The organism is Ensifer sp. Root1252, assembly GCF_001425885.1.
Taxonomy (GTDB): domain Bacteria; phylum Pseudomonadota; class Alphaproteobacteria; order Rhizobiales; family Rhizobiaceae; genus Ensifer; species Ensifer canadensis.
Window position 1 is genome coordinate 832,770 of sequence record NZ_LMDT01000012.1, and the last position, 19,904, is coordinate 852,673.

The following is a 19,904-nucleotide window of genomic DNA, read 5'->3' on the forward strand; positions in this document are numbered from 1 at the left end:
GGAAAAGCAATATGGCTGGTAGCGTCAACAAGGTGATCTTGGTCGGAAACGTCGGGGCGGACCCGGAAATCCGGCGCACGCAGGACGGCCGGCCGATCGCCAACCTGCGCATTGCCACATCGGAAACCTGGCGTGACCGCAACAGCGGCGAGCGCAAGGAAAAGACCGAATGGCACACCGTCGTCGTCTTCAACGAAGGCCTGTGCAAGGTCGTCGAGCAATACGTCAAGAAGGGCGCGAAGCTCTATATCGAAGGCGCGCTGCAGACCCGCAAATGGCAGGACCAGACGGGCAATGATCGTTACTCGACCGAAATCGTGCTGCAGGGCTTCAACTCGACGCTGACCATGCTTGATGGTCGCGGCGAGGGCGGCGGCTCCGGCGCCGGCCGTGGCGGCTCCAGCGATTTCGGTGGCGGCGCTGGCGGCGGCTACGACGACTACGATCAGCAGCCGCGCCAGTCCTCCGGCGGCGGTCGCTCCGGCGGCGGCCAGGGTGGTCAGGGCAGCCAGAGTGGCGGCAACTTCTCGCGCGATCTCGACGACGACATCCCGTTCTGAGCCACGCGAACACGGCGATTTTCAGTTGCGGACGCCCTTTGGTGAGCAGACTGGAACGGCACGGGCCTTTAATGGCAATATCGTGACATTGAAAAAGGGCCGGGAAACCGGCCCTTTTTGCGTTCGAATGAACGTTTCTGTCGGTTGGAGCATTTCCAGGAAAAGTGCGAAGCGGTTTTCCGTCCGGAAGTGCGTATGACCAGGAGACGGGACGCTTCCGCAACTCTATCCAAAGCGGAAGCGCTCAAACGTCCCGATGGCCCCTCAGACCGCCATTGCCGATTTCACGCCGTCGACGACGAACTGGACTGCAAGTGCCGCCAGGATGACCCCAAGCAGGCGCGTGAGGATTGCCCGGCCGGTGACGCCGAGAAAACGGTCGATGCGTTCGGCGATGACAAGCGCCAGGAAAAGACTGACCATCGACAGCGCGATGACGATCAACAGCTGCGTGCGCTCGACCGCCGTCGGGAACGAGCCGGCAAGCAGGATCGTCGCGGAGATCGCGCCCGGCCCGGCAATCAGCGGCAGGGCAAGCGGGAACACCGCGATATTGTGGATGTGGTCCTTGGTGGTGGCGTTTTCGCCGGTCTTTTCCTTTCGCTCCTGACGCTTCTCGAAGATCATCTCGAAGGAAATCCAGAACAGCAGCAGACCGCCGGCGATGCGGAAGGCACCGATGGATATGCCGAGCAGGCCGAGAATGCCGTTACCGAAGACGGCGAAGGCGGCAAGGATGAAGAAGGCGATCAGCGAGCCGCGTGTGGCGACCTGAAAGCGTTCCTGCCGGCTGAGGCCGACGGTGAGGCTCAGGAAGATCGGGGCGAGCCCCGGCGGATCGAGCGTGACGAGCAGGGTGGTGAGTGCGTTGACCAGGAGGTCGACATTGAACATCCGTTTCCCCTTCCGGATTGTCGCGTGCGTGCGCGCGCGCCCCGAGTTTTCCCGGTGGCAGATCGGCATTGTTAGGCAAGCGGAGGGGGCTTGGGAAGGGGTCGGTGGCCAAAGCTTGAGCAATAGCTTAATGAGGATGTGACGGAACCTTCTCACAGCCGTTCAGGCCGGGCAGCCGACTTTGTCGCCAGCACTTCCGATTTCCGCTGCAATGCCCTAGAAAAGCCTGTTCCGACGGCAAAAGACTGTTCACAACCACGGGCCAAAATTGGCGCTTCCAGGCGCATTCGGCTATAAATATCCGACTGATTCTGAACAAAGATCGTGATCACAATTGACTGAGCAAAGCACTCCCGGCGGCGGAAAGACTCCGCCAGGCATCGAGCCGATTTCCATCATCGAGGAAATGCAGCGGTCCTATCTCGATTACGCCATGAGCGTCATCGTCAGCCGCGCGCTTCCAGACGTGCGTGACGGCCTGAAACCCGTTCATCGCCGCATCCTCTACGGGATGAGCGAACTCGGCATCGACTGGAATAAGAAGTACGTCAAATGCGCCCGTGTCACCGGGGACGTGATGGGCAAATACCACCCGCACGGCAATTCGGCGATCTACGATGCGCTGGCACGTATGGCCCAGGATTGGTCGCTGCGGCTGCCGCTGATCGACGGCCAGGGCAACTTCGGCTCGGTCGACGGCGACCCGCCGGCGGCAGAACGCTACACCGAGTGCCGCCTGCAGAAGGCAGCGCACTCGCTGCTCGACGACCTCGACAAGGAAACGGTCGATTTCCGCGACAACTACGACGGCACGATGAGCGAGCCGGTGGTGGTGCCCGCGAAGTTCCCGAACCTGCTCGTCAACGGCGCCGGCGGCATCGCGGTCGGCATGGCGACCAACATTCCGCCGCACAACCTCGTCGAAGTCATCAACGGCTGTATGGCGCTGATCGACAACCCGGCGATCGAATTGCCGGAGCTGATGGAAATCATCCCGGGGCCGGACTTCCCGACCGGTGCGCTCATCCTCGGCCGCTCGGGTATCCGCTCGGCCTACGAGACCGGCCGCGGTTCGGTCATCATGCGCGGTCGTGCCCATATCGAACCGATGCGCGGTGACCGCGAGCAGATCATCATCACCGAGATTCCCTTCCAGGTGAACAAGGCGACGATGATCGAGAAGATGGCCGAACTGGTGCGCGATAAGCGCATCGAAGGCATCTCGGATCTGCGCGACGAATCGGACCGTCAGGGCTACCGCGTCGTCGTCGAACTCAAGCGCGACGCCAATGCCGACGTCATCCTGAACCAGCTTTACCGTTACACGCCGCTGCAGTCGTCTTTCGGCTGCAACATGGTGGCGCTCAACGGCGGCAAGCCGGAGCAGATGACGCTGCTCGACATGCTGCGCGCCTTCGTCTCGTTCCGCGAGGAAGTCGTTAGCCGGAGAACGAAGTACCTGCTGCGCAAGGCGCGCGACCGTGCGCATGTCCTGGTCGGTCTCGCCATCGCGGTTGCCAACATCGACGAAGTGATCAAGCTGATCCGGCATGCGCCCGATCCGCAGACCGCGCGCGAACAGTTGATGGAGCGCCGTTGGCCGGCGCATGACGTCGACAGCCTCATCCGGCTGATCGACGACCCGCGTCACCGGATCAACGAAGACAATACCTACAACCTGTCGGAAGAGCAGGCGCGCGCCATTCTCGACCTGCGCCTGCAGCGCCTGACTGCGCTTGGTCGTGACGAAATCGGCGACGAACTCAACAAGATCGGCGAGGAAATCAAGGATTACCTCGATATCCTGTCGTCGCGTCTCCGCATCATGACCATCGTCAAGGACGAACTCACCGCCGTTCGCGAGGAGTTCGGCACGCCGCGTCGCAGCGAGATCGCCGAAGGCGGTCCCGACATGGACGACGAGGACCTGATCGCCCGCGAAGACATGGTCGTGACCGTCTCGCATCTCGGCTACATCAAGCGCGTGCCGCTGACCACCTATCGCGCGCAGCGCCGCGGCGGCAAGGGCCGCTCCGGCATGGCAACCAGGGACGAGGATTTCGTTACCCGGCTATTTGTTGCCAACACTCATACGCCGGTTCTGTTCTTCTCCTCCCGTGGCATCGTCTACAAGGAGAAGGTCTGGCGCCTGCCTATCGGCACGCCGCAATCGCGCGGCAAGGCACTGATCAACATGCTGCCGCTTGAACCCGGCGAACGCATCACGACGATCATGCCGCTGCCCGAGGACGAAACGACGTGGGAAAACCTCGACGTCATGTTCTCGACGACGCGCGGCACGGTGCGCCGTAACAAACTGTCCGACTTCGTCCAGGTCAACCGCAACGGCAAGATCGCGATGAAACTGGAGGAGGATGGCGACGAGATCCTCTCGGTCGACACCTGCACCGAGCATGACGACGTCATGCTGACGACGGCGCTCGGCCAGTGCATTCGCTTCCCGGTCGACGACGTGCGCGTTTTTGCCGGCCGCAACTCGATCGGCGTCCGCGGCATCAACCTTGGTGACGGCGACCGCATCATCTCGATGGCGATCCTCGGCCATGTGGATGCTGAGCCATGGGAACGGGCGGCCTACCTGAAGCGCGCAGCCGCCGAGCGGCGCACGAACGGCGAGGAAGAAGAAATCGCTCTGGTCGGCGAGGAAGTCACCGAAGGTGGCGAACTCACCAACGAGCGCTACGAAGAGCTGAAGGCGCGCGAACAGTTCGTTCTGACGGTTTCGGAGAAGGGCTTTGGCAAACGTTCGTCGTCCTACGATTTCCGCACCTCGGGTCGTGGCGGCAAGGGCATCCGCGCCACCGACACCTCGAAGACGACGGAGATCGGCGTACTCGTCGCGGCCTTCCCAATCGAAGACAACGATCAGATCATGCTCGTTTCCGATGGCGGCCAGTTGATCCGCGTGCCGATCAATGGCGTCCGGCTTGCCAGCCGCGCCACCAAGGGCGTGACGATCTTCTCGACGGCCAAGGACGAAAAGGTCGTCTCGGTCGAGCGCATCAGCGAACCGGAAGGTGACGAAGAAGGCGAGGACCTGGTGGCAGCCGAAAACGGCGCACCGGAAACGCCGGAAGCCGAAGCCTGATAGGCGGCTCCAACCGACTGAAAAGCCCGCCGATCGGCGGGCTTTTTTATTGGGCAGCCATGATTTCCGGCGGGCGAATGTAGGTTCTCAGGCCCTTGGCCAGCGCATCGAAGACCACCCGGCAACGCGGCGCCGCCTTCAGGTTTTCGTGCATGACGAGCCATGTCTCGAGCTTCATTACGAACCCGTCCGCCAGTACCGGGAGAATATCGGGGTCGCGGGCAGCAAGCGCATTCTGACAGATACCGATGCCGAAACCGGCGCGAATGGCGGCAAGCTGCGCGAGGTTGCTGTCTGCCTTCAGCGCAAAGCGCACGTCCGGCAGGCCGGGTGTGCGGGCGATGATTGCCCGGATCGCCGCCGTCTCGCGGTCATAGCCGATCAGGCTGTGGCGGCTCAGATCGGCAATCGTGGCCGGGGTGCCGCGCCGGTCGAGGTATCGCCGGTGGGCGTGAAAACCGAGCGGCACCGCGCCGATATGAAGCGCCACCAGCGCATCCTGACTGGGCACCGCCATGCGCACGGCGATGTCCGCCTCCTGCCGCAGGATGTCCTCGATCGCATCGGAAGCCGACAGCTCGATGGTCAGATCCGGATATTGCACATGCAGCTCGGCAAGGATCGGCGGCAACACCTCGATACCGATCACTTCGCTGGCACTGATGCGCACCGTTCCGCTGACCGTATCCTGCTGGCCGGAGGCAGCGCGAAGCAGGGCCGCTGATGTTGCTGCGAGCGCTTCGGCATAGGGTTGAAGCGCGCGGGCGGCATCGGTCGGCAACAGTCCCTGCGGCGAGCGAGTGAAGAGCGGAAAGCCGAGCATCTCCTCCATTGCATCGACATGGCGCCCGACCGTCGGTTGCGTCAGGCCGAGCTCGCGCGCCGCCGCCGACAGCGAGCCTTCTTTCAGCACCTTCAGGAAAGTCCGGTAGTAGTCCCAGCTCGGCTCGATCTTGCTCATACATAAAAGTATAGCAATGAAACAGAAAACGACAATTCCGTTTATCCCGGAATTGCACGACATTTCCTCCATCAGAACCGATGGAGCAGACGCAATGACCGACAATCTGGAAAAGGCAAGAACAGTCCTGGTATTGGGCGCGACCGGCGGCATCGGTGGTGCCGTCGCCCGCGGCCTCAGCCAGCGGGGATGGAAAGTGCGCGCACTCAATCGCAATATCGCCAAGGCCGCGCAGAAGGCGCCCGCGTACGAATGGGTGGAGGGCGATGCGATGAAGCGGCTGGACGTTCGCGCCGCCGCAGAAGGCGTCGAACTGATCGTTCATGCCGTCAATCCGCCCGGTTACCGCAACTGGGGCAAGCTGGTACTGCCGATGCTCGACAACACCATTGCCGCCGCGAAAGCGGAAGGCGCGCGCATTTTGCTGCCGGGCACGATCTACAATTTCGGTCAGGATGCCTTCCCGCTTCTGACCGAAGACAGCCCGCAGAACCCGCATACGGACAAGGGCATGATCCGCAAGGAGATGGAACTTCGATTGAAAGCTGCGTCAGACGCCGGTGTCGGCGTGATCATCCTGCGGGCTGGAGATTTCTTCGGCCCCGATGCCGCCAACAACTGGTTTTCGCAAGGGCTGGTCAAGCCGGGCAAGCCGCTGACCGCGATCAGCTATCCCGGAAAGAAGGGCGTCGCCCACCAATGGGCCTATCTGCCCGATGTGGCCGAGACGATGATCCGTCTGGTCGAGCGTGCCGAGGATCTGCCGGCCTTTGCCGTCTACCATATGGGCGGTTTCGTCGATGATGACGGCACGAAGATGATCGCCGCCATCCGGCGCGCAGCGGGACAGCAAAGGCTTCCGGCACGTGCCTTTCCATGGTGGCTGGTGACGCTGGCTTCCCCCTTCGTCCCGCTCTTTCGGGAGTTGCGCAAGATGCGCTACCTCTGGCGCCAACCGCTACGGATGCCGAACAATCGATTGCTGGACTTGCTCGGCGAGGAGCCGCGTACACCGATCGATGAAGCGGTGGCCAAAACCCTCAAGGCGCTCGGCTGCTTGCCGCAGAGTGCCGGACAAATCGGCGCCGGCGAGGGACTCACCCCAGCCAAAATGGCGATCAGTTCCTGAAGACCAAGCAAGCGCCACCATTTTTCCGAATGGTGGCGCAAAGCGCATTGGCTTCCACCTGGCTATCGCGGCCGATTCGGGCGGCATAACGAATGCGGCGGCCGAAGCTGGCATTGCGTTCGCGCAGGAGCAGGGCCTTCTCGCTACGGATCGGGGCCGGCAGACGTTTGACAGCGTTGACGAAGAGCCGCTGCGCCACCGATTTCTGAAAATGCGCCGCAAGCTGTACGCCCCAGGGCGCCCACTCCGCCTCATCGATCACGTCGATCTCGCGCAGTTGGCGGGTGCTGGCCAGCGCCACGCAGCCGTCGAGAAAATTCTTGCTCTTGTCGAGCGTCAGATCGAGTGTCTTTGGCGGATTGTCCCGCCAGTCCTCGACGCTGTAGGCGGTGATCGCCAGCACATAGTTGCGTGTCTCCGTCGGCAGCCAGTCCACTTCGAGGAAACGCTCCAGCCCATTTTCACCGGCATTGTAGGCGGCGGCGGCAAAACCGAGATTGCCGTAGCGCGACTTCAGCTCACCAAGATATTCGGCTGATTTTCCCAGAGCGGCAACGACATCGAAACTGTTGGAAAGGCCACGCATTTTCGCCGTTCCCGGCATGAACTGCGCGATGCCTTCCGCCCCTTTCGGGCTGACCGCATTCGGCCGAAACAGGCTTTCGCGCCAGATAAGGCGCGCAAAGAAGGCTGAAGGCAAGTCATTGGCGGCGGCATAATGATCGATGACGCCGCAAACATCGCGCTCGAAGCTTTCCTTGCTGATGCACAGCGATTTAACCGGGTCCGTCACCGACCGGCCGACATAGATGCACTTGGCGCGCACCGGCAGCTCGTCGATGCGAGCCTGAGCGATATCCGGCGACCCCATGCTCACGGCCATCAAAAGCGCCAGCAGCCCTCTGGCGGCAAACGCAAGACCTTTTGAGCTGCCGTTCCCCATGCCGTACCGCCCGCAATGCCTCATCGAAACAGACCGGCTTTATACATAGCATCTCGCGAGGTCAGGAAAAACAGGTCCTTCAGGCGGGTGAGCCGGTGGAGAGCACCAGTTGCATGAAGGTCAAGTCGAGCCAACGGCCGAACTTCGTTCCAACTTCGCGCATTCGACCGGTCTCTGTGAAACCCAGCCGTTGGTGAAGCCGGATCGAGGCGGCATTCTCCGACTCGATCCCCGCCACCATCACATGCTTGTTGAGACGTTCGGCCTCGGCGATCAAGGCAACCATCAGCTCGCGGCCGATGCCGCCGCCACGGCTTTTGCGGTGGACATACACGGAATGCTCGACCGTGTGCCGGTAACCGTCAAACGCACGCCAGTCGCCGAAGGAGGCATAGCCGACGATATCGCCGCTGTCTGCCACCGCGACCAGGACCGGGTATCCGGCATCGCTTCGCGCCCTGAGCCAGGCAGCTCGATTGGCGACATCGACGATCGTGTCGTTCCAGATGGCGGTCGTATTGGCCACCGCGTCGTTGTAGATGTCGCAGATGACCGGCAGGTCATCTTTCGTTGCTTGCCTGGTCAGCATGTTGCCCCGCATGTTCGTACACTATATGACTACGTCATGGATACTAAAGTGTACAGCCTTGATCAACGCATCAGTGATCGCATTCGTCTCGAGCGGGAAATCCGCGGCTGGTCACTGAGCGAGCTTGCGGAACGCTCCGGCGTCTCCCGCACGATGATCCACAAGATCGAGCGCGCAGATAGCAGTCCGACGGCAACATTGCTTGCGCGGCTTTCCGGTGCCTTCGGCCTGACCATGTCGACGCTGATCGCCCGCGCGGAAATTCAGGAGGGTCGCCTGTCGCGGCGCGAGCACCAGCCGGTCTGGCGCGATCCGCAAAGCGGATATCTCAGGCGGCATGTCTCACCGAACTCCGAGCTGCCGCTGGAACTGATCGAGGTCGAACTGCCAGCGGGTGCGGACGTGCCTATGCCGGCGGCCGCCTATGCAATGTTTCGCCAGTTGATCTGGGTGAAGCAGGGCGCCTTGACCTTCACGGAAGGCGAGGAGACGCATGCGCTGGCAGCAGGCGATTGCCTTGAGCTCGGACCACCCACGGACTGCATCTTCCGCAATGGCAACGATACGTTATGTGTCTATGCGGTGATCCTCTTAAGCAGCCGCTGACGCTACCTGTCGATTTCGGCTGCAGCGATCCGCGCGACCAGCATTTCGCCCTCGACATCGAAGTCGTCATCATCCTCCAGAAACCATGCGGCAGAGAGACCCGCATAGGCCAGAATCCAGGAAAGGATACGGCGCGGCGCCAGTCGAGTCGCCTCTGCGACAATAGCGAGATGGCGTTGCAGGCGACCGGGCTCGCTCACCACAGCCAGTTCCGGATTGCAGAAGAGATTGGCATAGTCGTAACCCGGATCGCCATAGACCGGCTTCGGGTCGATCGCCAACCAGCCACGGGCACTGAAGTCGAGAATGTTGCCGTGGTGAACATCGCCATGCAGCACGACCGGCGGATGCGGATCGGAAAACAAGGCCTCGGCCGCCGCAAGCGAACGCGCCAGCACGCCGCCATGGGTTCGTGCTGCCGGCGCCAGTGCCGCAAACCATCTCTCAAGCGGGACGAGATCGGGAATGGCCGCATCGCGGGGCGCATGGAGCGCCGCCACCGTCCCGCAGATGATCCGTGTCGCCACCTCGTCGCTTCCCGTCATCGCCATATGAAACAGCGATCGCCGGCTGTCGGTACGTTCCATCACAAGCGCATCCTCGTCGTCGGCATAGACTTCGGCAGCACCCTGGCCGGCCCACCAGAGCATCGGCAACCGGCCGAGCTTCTCTTCCACCTCGTGAGCGACCTTCAGCATTGCCGGCAGGCCGCGCCAGCGCACCGGCAGCAGTTGGCTCGATCGCGTTGAGACCCGGTCACCGTCCGGCTGCAGCGACCATTTTTCGAGGTAGGGAGCAAACATACAAGGAGGGATGGTCCGTTGACGATCAAGCCCCGCCGACCGGCGGGGCTTGAGGGATGTGGTGGTATCAGGCGACCTGTTCAAGAGACGGGTAGTCGGTATAGCCCTTTGCGCCGCCGCCATAGAACGTCGCTTGATCCGGCGCATTCAACGGAGCGTTCTCCTGCAGGCGCTCGACAAGGTCAGGATTGGCAATGAACGGCTTACCGAAGGCGACCAGATCGGCCTCGCGACTTTCAACTGTCTTTGCCGCCAGATCGCGATCATATCCGTTGTTGGTCATCCAGGCAGCCTTGCCGCCGGCAGCGGCATAGACGGCGCGTAGAGCGTGGTAGTCGAACGGACGCTCGCCCTGTTGGTGATCGCGCGGACCGCCGGTCGCACCCTCGATGATGTGGAGATAGGCGAGGGGATAACGGGCCAGGTTCTTGACGACATAGCTGAACAGCGCCTGCGGCTCCGGATCGAAGGCGTCGTTGGCGGGCGTCACCGGCGAGAGACGGATGCCGACACGGCCGGCGCCGATCTCCGAGGTGATGGCATCAACTACCTGGAACAGGAAGCGGGCGCGGTTCTCGATCGAACCGCCATAGGCGTCGGTGCGCTGGTTCGAACCGGAGCGCAGGAACTGATCGATGAGATAGCCATTGGCGGCGTGGATCTCGACACCGTCGAAGCCGGCATCGATCGCGGCGCGGGCAGCCTTGCGATAGTCCTCAACGATCCCGTCGAGTTCGCTGATGTCGAGCGCACGCGGTTCGGAGGTTTCGGCAAACGAACCCGTGCCATCGGGATTGATCAGATAGGTCTTGGACTTTGCCCTTATCGCTGAAGGTGCAACCGGCTTGCCACCGTCCGGCTGCAGCGAATCATGTGAGATCCGGCCGACATGCCACATCTGTACGACAATCCGGCCACCCCTGGCATGCACGGCATCGGTGACCTTGCGCCAGCCCTCGAGGGCTTCGGATGTGTAGAGCCCGGGCACATCGGCATAACCCTGGCCCTGCTGGGTGATCGCAGTTGCCTCGGTGATCAGCAGGCCAGCCGATGCGCGCTGTTCGTAATAGGTGGCGTTGAGTGTGTTCGGCACGGCCTTCGGCGAACGATTGCGCGTCAACGGCGCCATGACGATGCGGTTCTTCAGGGTGATGTCACCAATGGTGATGGGATCGAATAGGGTAGCCATTGCAGGTCCTTTCGGTTTCAGTTTGGTCTTGGGGGGGGGTGTCAGAGACTGCCGATGTCCTTCAGGAACGCGGCAATCGTCTCTTCGTTGCGCCTGTAGAAAACCCATTGGCCGAGACGGCGGGTTGTCACCAGGCCAGCGCGCTGGAGAATGGCGAGATGGGAGGATACGGTCGATTGCGACAGGCCGCAGCGCTCGAACTGCCCCGCGCAAACGCCCATCTCAAACGGATGCTCCTGGGTCGGAAAGTGCACCTCGGGCTCCTTCAACCAAGCAAGGATGCTCACTCTTGCCGGGTGTGCCAGGGCCTTGAAGATTTCGTCTCGATCCATCGTCTATCGCCATATCGTGTTTTATCGATAGATGTATCGGCTACACTCGATATTCAAATCACAAGAGCGTGAGGAGGAAATGAGCAAAAAAAGAGGGCCGCAAGAAAACTTGGGCCCTTGTAGTTGTGAAGGTAATTAGAACCTCCAGAGGGGAACAGCTGCTGCGGTGGCGGGGAGGAGAAAGCCACCAAGAATGCATCAGCTACATTTTGATATGGGAAGCGAAGTACCAGCTTTCAATAGCCGGCTGTGAATTTCGTCACGGCTCGCCCGTGTCCACACAGTAGACAAAAAAAGAGGGCCACAAGATGACTTGGGCCCTTATAGTTGTGAAGGTAATTAAACCTCCAGAGGGGAACAGCTGCTGCGGTGGCACTGGGAGGAGAAGCCACCAAAGATGCATCAGCTGAGGGTGGTATGCTGCTTTTTTGGGCGAGCAGCAATCATTTAATATGCATGTCAGCCATGCCATGTGCGCATCACTGCTCATTTTTGCACCGCACAAACAAAATGCGGCGCACCAAATGCGCCGCACGATCTAAATTACGATTATAAAACAACGAGCTAATCAGCCATCCGGTAAATGCTCACAAATCGAGCAATGGCGCCTTTGGCGTCAGAAGCTCCAGTTCCTGGCCTTGGCGACGATGTAATCGCGGAAGACCTTGAGCTTGGCAGCATTCTTCATCTCGTCGGGATAGCAGAAGTAGGTGTCGAACGACGGAATGTCGGCACTGATCGGAAGTTGTATCAGGCCTGGATCGCGGCCGACGATATAGTCAGGCAGCATCGCTATGCCGATGCCGAGCAGGCAGGCGCGCTTGATCGAGGTCTGGCTGTTGATCTGCAGATGCGAGGTCCGCGGGTTGTCGGAATCGCGGCCGGCGATTTCGAGCCAGTTGACGTCGAGCAGGTAGTTTGGCGCAGGTTCGCCGAAGGTAATGATGCGGTGGTTGTCGAGATCGTCGAGCGACTGCGGTTCGCCGTGCTTGTTGATGTAGGAGGGCGCCGCATAGACGTGCATATGCACGGTGAAGAGCTTGCGCTGGATCAGGTCGGATTGCTGCGGCTGGCGCAGGCGAATGGCGCAGTCGGCATGGCGCATGTTCACGTCGAGCTCCTCGTTATCGAGGATCAACTGTACCTGGACATCAGGGTGCAGCGACATGAACTCCTGGATCTTGTCGGTCAGCCAGCCCTGGCCAAGGCCTACGGTCGTCGTGATGCGCAGCTTGCCGCTCGGCTTGTCGGTCGTCTCGCTCAGCTGAACCTTGACGCTTTCGAGCTTCATCAGCACTTCGTGCGCAGTCCGGTAGAGGATCTCGCCCTGCTCGGTCAGGATCAGGCCGCGCGCGTGGCGGTGGAACAGCTTGATGCCGACATCCTGCTCAAGCGAGCTCACCTGACGGCTGATCGCCGACTGAGAGAGATGGAGCTTGTCTGCCGCATGCGTGAACGACCCAGCCTCGGCCGCCGCGTGAAAAATGCGCAGTTTGTCCCAATCCAGCGACATGAAGTCCCCCATATGAAACCACCCCGGGGGACGGGATCATGTCCTCCGCGTGCGGCTGATGCATCTGTTCCCATACGGGAAGGCTCCTTGCCTGGAGCTTCCCGATTCGCAGCTTCTATTCGGCTGCAATTGCGACGGGCATATGACCCGCCAGGTATTTCTCGGCCTCGAGCGCCGCCATGCATCCCATGCCTGCAGCCGTCACGGCCTGGCGGTAGATGTCGTCGGTGACGTCACCTGCGGCAAAAACGCCGGGTATATCGGTCGCCGTCGAATCAGCGGCCGTCCAGAGATAGCCATTGGACTTCTGCCGGAGCTTGCCCTTGAACAGTTCGACAGCCGGCGCATGACCGATTGCGACGAAGACGCCGTCGGTCACCATGTCGCTCGTTTCGCCCGTCTTGGTGTTGCGCAGCTTCACGCCATTGACCGATGCAGGCATCGGCGGCTTGGGGGCGGCACCAAGATATTCGACGACCTCGTGGTCCCAGATGATCTTGACGTTGGGCTTGGCGAACAGGCGCTCCTGCAGGATCTTTTCGGCGCGGAACGAATCGCGGCGATGAACGACGGTGACGGTCTTTGCGAGATTGGAGAGGTAAAGAGCCTCTTCAACGGCCGAATTGCCGCCGCCGACGACGATGACGTCCTTGTTGCGATAGAAGAACCCGTCGCAGGTGGCGCAGGCCGAAACGCCGAAGCCCATGAAAGTCGGCTCGGTTTCGATGCCGAGCCACTTTGCCTTGGCGCCGGTGGCAATGATCAAGGCGTCAGCCGTCCAATCGTTGCCGCTGTCGGTCTTGACGCGGAAGGGGCGAACGGAAAGGTCAACATCCGTGACCAGATCATTGACGATCTCGGCGCCAACATGCGTCGCCTGCTTCAGCATCTGCTCCATCATCCACGGACCCTGAACCGGATCGGCATAGCCCGGATAGTTCTCCACATCGGTGGTGATCATCAACTGGCCGCCTTGTTCCATGCCGGCGATCAGGACCGGTTCCAGCATCGCGCGCGCCGTGTAGATGGCGGCGGTATAACCGGCCGGGCCGGAGCCGATGATCAGCGCTTTTACGTGGCGGGCAGTCATGGTCTTGTCCTTCGCTCACCGAATGGCCGAAGGGCCCTGTCCGGTTCCGTTACATCACAGGCAAATAGTGCCATACTTTAGGTATTCCCCCCCGGGACTTTCAAGGGCGGTCGCGGTGATACACACAAGTGCTTGAGCCCAAGGCGCCGATTTGACACCAGATCAGGCATTTTTGCACCGCTTGCGTCCCCCTTCTTCACGTCACAAGCCCGTGATGACATCGCATGAGAACCGGATCCAGCGAACGGAACATGAGATACAGGGATCGAGGGCAACACGACATTGCCCCCTTACACGCCTGACGGAAGACCTAGGACGGGCGCGAAGGCGTGGATCGCCACAGGTTTTTCGACGAACGCCCCCAAAAGAATCGATGTCAACCGGGCGCGACCGCCTCTGAACGCCGGTTTTCCCGCGAATAGTCGGCGCAGATGCTTGTTGTCGGATCGGTTTGGCGATATTTCACGCGGATTCACTTTGCTGGAGAGGCATATGGGGTTGAATGCAAGCCGCGTTTGGCTCGACCGCGAACTCGCCGCGTTCGGCAATTCACGACCGGAGAGTAGCCTCGCCTTCAGTGCGGGAACCGGATCGCAAACATACGCCTCCACGCCTCCAAGATCGCCCGCCGATAACACAAGGCTCACGCGCTACGAGCGAGAACTGCACACGCAGGGTCCGTCACTACGTGCAGGTCGAACGGACGGTCGACTGTCGATCAATTCTCTATGGCCAACCTGATAAAATCGGCTCGGTGACGACAACCTACCGGGCAATCCAAGCAAAGATACTCCTCTTCGGCTTTGCCCCATGCATCAAAGTCGCTTTGTGAAAAGGACGAACCTTCATGACGAAACAAGTCGAGCTCGACGCAATCGATCTCAAGATCCTTCGCGAGCTCCAGCGTGACGGCAGGATGACCAATGTGGATCTCGCCCAGCGTGTTGGCATTTCGGCGCCCCCCTGTCTGCGACGGGTGCGCAAACTCGAGGAAACCGGCGTTATCAAGGGCTACCACGCGCTGCTGAACGCACCGGCGCTCGGCTTCGATCTGGTGGGTTTCTGCATGGTGGGTCTCAAGCGGCAGTCGGAGGCGGATCTCAAGGCATTCGCCGCGGCAACCGCGGAATGGCAGATCGTGCGCCAGGCATGGACAGTCTCGGGCGAAAGCGACTTTCTGCTTCATTGCGTCGCCGAGAACCTGACCGCGTTCCAGGATTTCGTCATCGAGGTTTTGACCGCCAACGAGCGCGTCGATACGGTTCGCACGATGTTGACCATTCGTCAGGTCAAGGATATCGGGCTGGTCCAGATCTAGGATCCGGAACACTTGCGGATCCGCAACGGCAGCGAGGCTCCCTTGGAGAACGCAGACACGACCGAAGTTGAGTGGCGTCATCCATGAGCAAACTTCCGCTTTCCGCCTTCATCATTTGCCAGAATGAAGAGGCCTACCTCGGCAACTGCATCGAGAGCCTCGAGCAGTGCGCCGAGATCGTCATCGTCGATTCGGGATCGGCGGATGGCACTGCCGCGCTCGTGCAATCCTTCATCGATAATGGATGGCCGATCCGCTTCATGCACGAGCCCTGGCGGGGCTATGCGGGCCAGAAACAGTTCGCGCTGGACCAGTGCACGCAACCCTGGTGCTTCAACATCGACTCCGACGAACGCCTTGATGAACCGCTGAAGGCGCTTCTGCCGTCGCTGCTTGACGGGCCGGCCGAGACGGTCGGCTGGCGCGTGGCGCGCCGCCCCTATTTGATCGGTTACGGTTATACGCCGGTGCGCGTGCATGAGAGGCGAAATCTGCGCCTGATCCGCAAGGGCAGGGGACGCTACGACCTCAGTCAGAAAGTGCACGAGGGTATCGTACCCGATGGTCATGTTGGCGCCGCCAGCAAAGGCAGCCTGCTTCATTATCGTCCGCTTGTTATCGACGAACAGATCCTGAAGGAAAACAAGTACTCCACGCTGAAGGCGGATCAGCAGGCAGCGGCCGGAAAACCACCGCGGCCATACAAGATGCTGTTCAGCCCACCGCTTTACTTTTATCGTCTCTATTTCCGAAACGGGCTTTGGCGCTGTGGCTTTCCGGGCTTCATCGAAGCCATGACGGGCGCCGTATACGCATTCTTGACCGCCGCAAAAATCTATCAGAGGCACGCACTCAGTAAGCGTCCCAACAACGATGATGCCGCTCTGCATTGAAAGCATCCAGGTGATTTTATGAAAGTGATGCATATCCATTTTGGCAAGGACGGTGGAGCGGAACGGTTCTTCGTCAATCTCGTCAACGCATTGCATGATCGTGGTGTCGAGCAGCGCATGCTGATCAGGCCCGACAGAAGCTGGCGTCAAGAGCTGGAGCATTGCGGCAAGATCTACGAAGGCGTCTTTCGCCGAATTTCGCTCTCGCGCTTTGTCCTTCAGGCACGCATGCAGCGGATATTGCGGGAGTTCCAACCCGACGTGATCATGGCCTGGCAGCTTCGCGCAAGCCGTTTCATGCCTGTCTACAACAAGGCCTTCCGCATTTCCCGACTTGGCGATTATCCGGAGCACCTCGGTTACTACACGAATGTCGAGACGCTCGTCTGCATAACACCCGATATCGCCGATCGCGTCAGAAAGCTCGGCTGGAAGCGTGGGGTCGAAGTGATCGCCAACTTCACACGGGCAACGCCGGCGGCCGCGATAGAGCGCCGAGACCTCGAAACGCCGGAGGATGCCTTTGTCGTCGTCGGCATGGGGCGGTTCGTGCCGCGAAAGGGCTTCGATCATCTGCTGCGCGCCGTCGCCAAGGTCAATGGCGCCTATCTTTGGCTGCTGGGCGATGGTCCCGAACGCGCCAACCTCGAACGGCTTGCAGAAGAACTCGGCATAAGGGACCGTGTGCGCTTTCCTGGCTGGAAGACGAACGCCTATGGCTACCTGTCGGCGGGCGATGCCTTCGCGATCACATCATTGCATGAGCCTTTGGGCAACGTCTGCTTTGAGGGGTGGGGTGCGGGAGTAGCCACTATTGCGTCTCGCGCCGAGGGGCCGTCCTGGGTCATGACGGATGGCCAGGACGCACTGATGGTTGATTGTGCCGATGCGGAGGGTCTGGCAATCGCTATCGAACGGCTGCGCGACGACCCGGCGCTTCGCACGCGCCTCTGCGAAGGTGGGCGCGATACGCTTGCCAAGCGTTTTTCGGAGCAGGTGATCTCAGAGACCTACCTCGAGCTGTTTGCCCGGGGTTCGAAGCAAACATGAAACTCGTCCATTTTCACTTCGGCAAGGATGGTGGCGCCGAGCGTTTCTTCGTCCATCTCGTCAATGCCTTTGCCGAGCGCGGCGTTGAACAGAAGGCGATCATTCGACCGGATCGGATCTGGCGCAAGGACATCAGCCCTTCCGTCGGAATCAAAGAGAGCCATTTCCGGAACCTGTCGGTCGACCGCATCCTTCTTCCATGGAAGACAGCACGGCTCGCCAAGACGTGGAAGCCGGATGCTCTTATGGCATGGGCGCCCCGTGCCAGCGAATTGATGCCGAACTACAAGGGTTGCATCAAGATCTCGCGGCTCGGCGACTACCCGCCGCGGCTCGACTACTTCCGCAACACCGACTGCCTCGTCTGCAACACTCCTGGCATCGCCGCGCATGTGCGCGAAATCGGTTGGAAGCGCGACGTCGAGGTTATCTCCAATTTCACCAATACCGAACGCGTCGCTGCCGTCAGCCGCGCCACGCTGGATACGCCGAACGACGCGCCGGTCGTCATGTCGATGGGCCGCTTCGTTGAGCGCAAGGGCTTCCATACGCTGATCGAAGCGATCGCCAAGGTGCCGGGTGCGTATCTCTGGCTTGTCGGAGATGGGGAAGAGCGCGAAAACCTCGAAAAGCTTGCCATCGATCTCGGTGTTTCGGGCCGGGTGCGATTTGCCGGCTGGCAAAAGGACACGCGTGCGTTCCTGGCCGCCGCAGACATCTTCGTCATGGCGTCAAGCCATGAACCACTCGGCAACGTTATTCTCGAATCCTGGGCGCAGGGCACGCCAGTCGTTTCAAGCCGCTCTGAAGGACCGCAATGGTTCATGCGCGACGGTGAAAACGGCCTGATGGTCGATATCGGCGATGCCGAGGGTTTCGGCCACGCCATCGAGCGCATAGCAAACGACCGACAGATCGGGTCGCGTTTGGCAGAACGCGGCTACGAAACGCTGATGAACCAGTTTTCCAAACAGGCCATCACCAACGCCTATTTGAAGCTGTTCGCCTCGAAGAAATAGGCGGCAGTCGGCCACTAGGCCGGTCAGCGCATCAGCCGTTCGTACACTGAATTGATGGCGGCCGCTTCGCCTTCGATCGCAAACGAAGTGGCGGTGCGGACAAGGCCATTCGCACCCGCTGCTGTGCGCCGCCGGTCACCATCCATGAACGCGGCCGTCGCCTCGACCATGGCTTGAAGGTTATCGGCCGGGACGATCGTCCCGGTTTCGCCTGCACCGCTCACAACCAGTTCGGAAAATGCGCCGACATCGGTCGCCACGACGGGAACGCCCGTTGCCATGGCTTCGAGCGGTGTCAGACCGAATCCTTCCCAGCGCTGCGGCGCGACGAAAAGATCGAGCGCCCGGTACCAGTCGGGAATGTTGGTGTGTTCACCGACAAACAGGATACGCTCGGCAAGCCCGGCTTTGGCGACGCGCTCCTTGAGCTCGTTTTCAAATGCCACATGCGGACCCGTCGCCCGACCGGCAACGATCGCGCTCCAGCTTGGACGGCAGGGCAGGAGGGCGATCATGCTATCAACGAAGAGATCGGTGCCCTTCTGACGGCGGACCCGCCCGAAGCAGCCGACGAATTTCTGGGCCGGATCGACGCCAAGTGCGGCCTTCGCCTGATGCTGATCGACGGGCGGCTGGAACCGTATGGTATCGATCCCGTGCAGGATGACGTCGTTCGGCACTTCGAGATAGGCGGCTGTCTTGCCGCTTGTCGCGATCACCGCATCCATACGGCCGATCAGAAATTTACTCCAGCCCGTATGGCGGCGCTGGGATGCCGAGGTGAAGGCAATCTTCAACTTCATGCGCAGGAGATCGCGCAGGATGATCGCCGGCAACATCTCGACGTTGCGCCGAGCGTGCCAGACGCGGCAGCGCCGGCCGTCGGGCGCTTTCCAGAGATGCAGGAGATCGAGAAACCTGATCGAAGGCAGACTGTCGGGAAGACCCGGACCGAGCACCGCGATCTTCTGACCCAGCGCGCGCTGGATCGGGATGAGTTGGATGATTGTCGAGGTAACGCCCGAGAGGCGCCGCTTGAAATTGGGAGCGATCACCTCGACGTCCCGGATGTCAGCCACGGAATCGCTCTCCTTGCGCATGCGACAGTCAATGTCTTGGAGGCAGGGGGATCGGGGCGAAGCGGAACCGTCGCCCCAAAGGGGCGATCAGCCCCAGTTTACCGCGAGGATTTCGTAGGCCTTGGAACCGCCGGGTGCGTTCACTTCGATGGAATCGCCGACTTCCTTGCCGATCAGCGCGCGGGCGATCGGCGACGAGATGGAGATGCGTCCAGCCTTAACGTCCGCTTCCTGATCGCCAACGATCTGGTAGGTTTTTTCTTCCTCGGTGTCCTCGTCGACGAGCTTCACCTTGGCACCGAACTTGATCTTGGAGCCGGACATCTTCGACAGGTCGATGACTTCGGCGCGCGCGATCAGGTCTTCGAGTTCGCCGACGCGACCCTCGTTGTGGCTCTGAGCCTCTTTGGCGGCATGGTACTCGGCATTTTCCGACAAGTCGCCATGCGCGCGTGCTTCGGCGATGGCCTCGATGATTCGTGGTCGCTCTTCCTGCTGGCGCCAGCGCAGCTCCTCCTGCAGGTTGACGAATCCACCCTGTGTCATCGGCACTTTGTCGACCATTTCAATGTCCTTCATCAAGCACGAGGCGCCGCTTGGGGGCGGCGCCAACGCAAAAGAAAACGGTCTCCGGCGCGCAAGCACCGGAACCGTCCGAAATATCCGAACCGTTCTTATAGCAGAAAGGAAACTGCCAATGCCAGATTTTTCGCCATGATCCACCGCGTCCTTCACTTGGGGGGCGCAACTTGCAGACGCTCCTACCAATTTGACATCCTCGATAATGGGCTTTACCTCAACCGCGGTTGAGGTCGTAACAGTTCTGT

The 19,904-nt window shown here is 60.7% G+C and carries 19 protein-coding genes; 8 read left to right on the forward strand and 11 right to left on the reverse strand.

Translation table 11 applies throughout. From position 1 onward, the window contains the following. The first annotated feature begins 11 nt into the window (after positions 1-11). Positions 12-560, forward strand: a complete 549-nt coding sequence (locus ASD02_RS16530; protein WP_025427099.1) for a single-stranded DNA-binding protein — start codon at positions 12-14, stop codon at positions 558-560. 264 nt (positions 561-824) lie between these two features. Here ASD02_RS16530 and ASD02_RS16535 read toward each other — a convergent pair whose 3' ends face one another. After that, positions 825-1,454: a MarC family protein gene (locus ASD02_RS16535; protein WP_025427098.1), complete on the reverse strand. Its 630-nt coding sequence runs from the start codon at positions 1,452-1,454 to the stop codon at positions 825-827. A 334-nt stretch (positions 1,455-1,788) separates the two neighbouring features. Between ASD02_RS16535 and gyrA the strand changes: the two genes are divergently transcribed. Beyond that, on the forward strand, positions 1,789-4,563 hold the full coding sequence (gyrA, locus tag ASD02_RS16540) for a DNA gyrase subunit A (RefSeq protein WP_025427097.1): 2,775 nt from the start codon (positions 1,789-1,791) through the stop codon (positions 4,561-4,563). A gap of 46 nt (positions 4,564-4,609) precedes the next feature. Here gyrA and ASD02_RS16545 read toward each other — a convergent pair whose 3' ends face one another. Next, positions 4,610-5,524, reverse strand: coding sequence for a LysR family transcriptional regulator (locus ASD02_RS16545; protein ID WP_057220828.1), 915 nt, complete (start codon positions 5,522-5,524; stop codon positions 4,610-4,612). 94 nt (positions 5,525-5,618) lie between these two features. Here ASD02_RS16545 and ASD02_RS16550 point away from each other — a divergent pair, with 94 nt between their 5' ends. Further along, a complete protein-coding gene (locus ASD02_RS16550; protein WP_025427095.1) occupies positions 5,619-6,653 on the forward strand; it encodes an NAD(P)H-binding protein in 1,035 nt (344 codons plus the stop codon). Here ASD02_RS16550 and ASD02_RS16555 read toward each other — a convergent pair. Then, positions 6,643-7,524, reverse strand: a complete 882-nt coding sequence (locus tag ASD02_RS16555) for a lytic transglycosylase domain-containing protein (protein WP_234907880.1) — start codon at positions 7,522-7,524, stop codon at positions 6,643-6,645. The genes ASD02_RS16550 and ASD02_RS16555 overlap by 11 nt on opposite strands. 151 nt (positions 7,525-7,675) lie before the next feature. After that, complete coding sequence (locus ASD02_RS16560) at positions 7,676-8,185, reverse strand: GNAT family N-acetyltransferase (protein WP_025427093.1); 510 nt, start codon at positions 8,183-8,185, stop codon at positions 7,676-7,678. A gap of 36 nt (positions 8,186-8,221) precedes the next feature. Between ASD02_RS16560 and ASD02_RS16565 the strand changes: the two genes are divergently transcribed. Further along, positions 8,222-8,791 (forward strand): XRE family transcriptional regulator, encoded by a 570-nt coding sequence (locus ASD02_RS16565; protein ID WP_025427092.1) that lies wholly within the window; start codon positions 8,222-8,224, stop codon positions 8,789-8,791. A gap of 2 nt (positions 8,792-8,793) precedes the next feature. Here ASD02_RS16565 and ASD02_RS16570 read toward each other — a convergent pair whose 3' ends face one another. From ASD02_RS16570 to trxB, 5 genes are all read right to left on the reverse strand, one after another. Further along, on the reverse strand, positions 8,794-9,594 hold the full coding sequence (locus tag ASD02_RS16570) for an aminoglycoside phosphotransferase family protein (RefSeq protein ID WP_025427091.1): 801 nt from the start codon (positions 9,592-9,594) through the stop codon (positions 8,794-8,796). A 67-nt stretch (positions 9,595-9,661) separates the two neighbouring features. Continuing rightward, a complete protein-coding gene (locus ASD02_RS16575; protein ID WP_025427090.1) occupies positions 9,662-10,783 on the reverse strand; it encodes an alkene reductase in 1,122 nt (373 codons plus the stop codon). 41 nt (positions 10,784-10,824) lie between these two features. Beyond that, positions 10,825-11,115, reverse strand: coding sequence for a metalloregulator ArsR/SmtB family transcription factor (locus ASD02_RS16580; protein ID WP_025427089.1), 291 nt, complete (start codon positions 11,113-11,115; stop codon positions 10,825-10,827). 616 nt (positions 11,116-11,731) lie between these two features. Next, positions 11,732-12,628, reverse strand: a complete 897-nt coding sequence (locus tag ASD02_RS16585) for a LysR family transcriptional regulator VtlR (protein ID WP_038577011.1) — start codon at positions 12,626-12,628, stop codon at positions 11,732-11,734. A gap of 115 nt (positions 12,629-12,743) precedes the next feature. Continuing rightward, on the reverse strand, positions 12,744-13,718 hold the full coding sequence (gene trxB / locus ASD02_RS16590; RefSeq protein WP_025427087.1) for a thioredoxin-disulfide reductase: 975 nt from the start codon (positions 13,716-13,718) through the stop codon (positions 12,744-12,746). An 847-nt stretch (positions 13,719-14,565) separates the two neighbouring features. Between trxB and ASD02_RS16595 the strand changes: the two genes are divergently transcribed. The 4 genes from ASD02_RS16595 to ASD02_RS16610 all read left to right on the forward strand — a co-directional run bounded on the left by ASD02_RS16595 (position 14,566) and on the right by ASD02_RS16610 (position 17,998). Further along, positions 14,566-15,036 carry an Lrp/AsnC family transcriptional regulator gene (locus tag ASD02_RS16595; protein ID WP_025427086.1) on the forward strand — a complete coding sequence of 157 codons (471 nt, stop codon included), beginning with the start codon at positions 14,566-14,568 and terminating at the stop codon, positions 15,034-15,036. Positions 15,037-15,119: 83 nt separating this feature from the next. Then, a complete protein-coding gene (locus ASD02_RS16600) occupies positions 15,120-15,929 on the forward strand; it encodes a glycosyltransferase family 2 protein (RefSeq protein WP_057220829.1) in 810 nt (269 codons plus the stop codon). Between the two features lie 18 nt (positions 15,930-15,947). After that, complete coding sequence (locus tag ASD02_RS16605; RefSeq protein ID WP_025427084.1) at positions 15,948-16,979, forward strand: glycosyltransferase; 1,032 nt, start codon at positions 15,948-15,950, stop codon at positions 16,977-16,979. Then, on the forward strand, positions 16,976-17,998 hold the full coding sequence (locus ASD02_RS16610) for a glycosyltransferase (protein WP_057214353.1): 1,023 nt from the start codon (positions 16,976-16,978) through the stop codon (positions 17,996-17,998). Before ASD02_RS16605 ends, ASD02_RS16610 begins: the two co-directional genes overlap by 4 nt. Before the next feature lie 23 nt (positions 17,999-18,021). On the opposite strand, the gene ASD02_RS16615 is transcribed toward ASD02_RS16610, so the two are convergent. Then, positions 18,022-19,077 (reverse strand): glycosyltransferase family 4 protein, encoded by a 1,056-nt coding sequence (locus ASD02_RS16615; protein ID WP_025427082.1) that lies wholly within the window; start codon positions 19,075-19,077, stop codon positions 18,022-18,024. Between the two features lie 87 nt (positions 19,078-19,164). Further along, positions 19,165-19,641 (reverse strand): transcription elongation factor GreA, encoded by a 477-nt coding sequence (gene greA, locus ASD02_RS16620; protein WP_025427081.1) that lies wholly within the window; start codon positions 19,639-19,641, stop codon positions 19,165-19,167. Positions 19,642-19,904 lie beyond the last annotated feature (263 nt).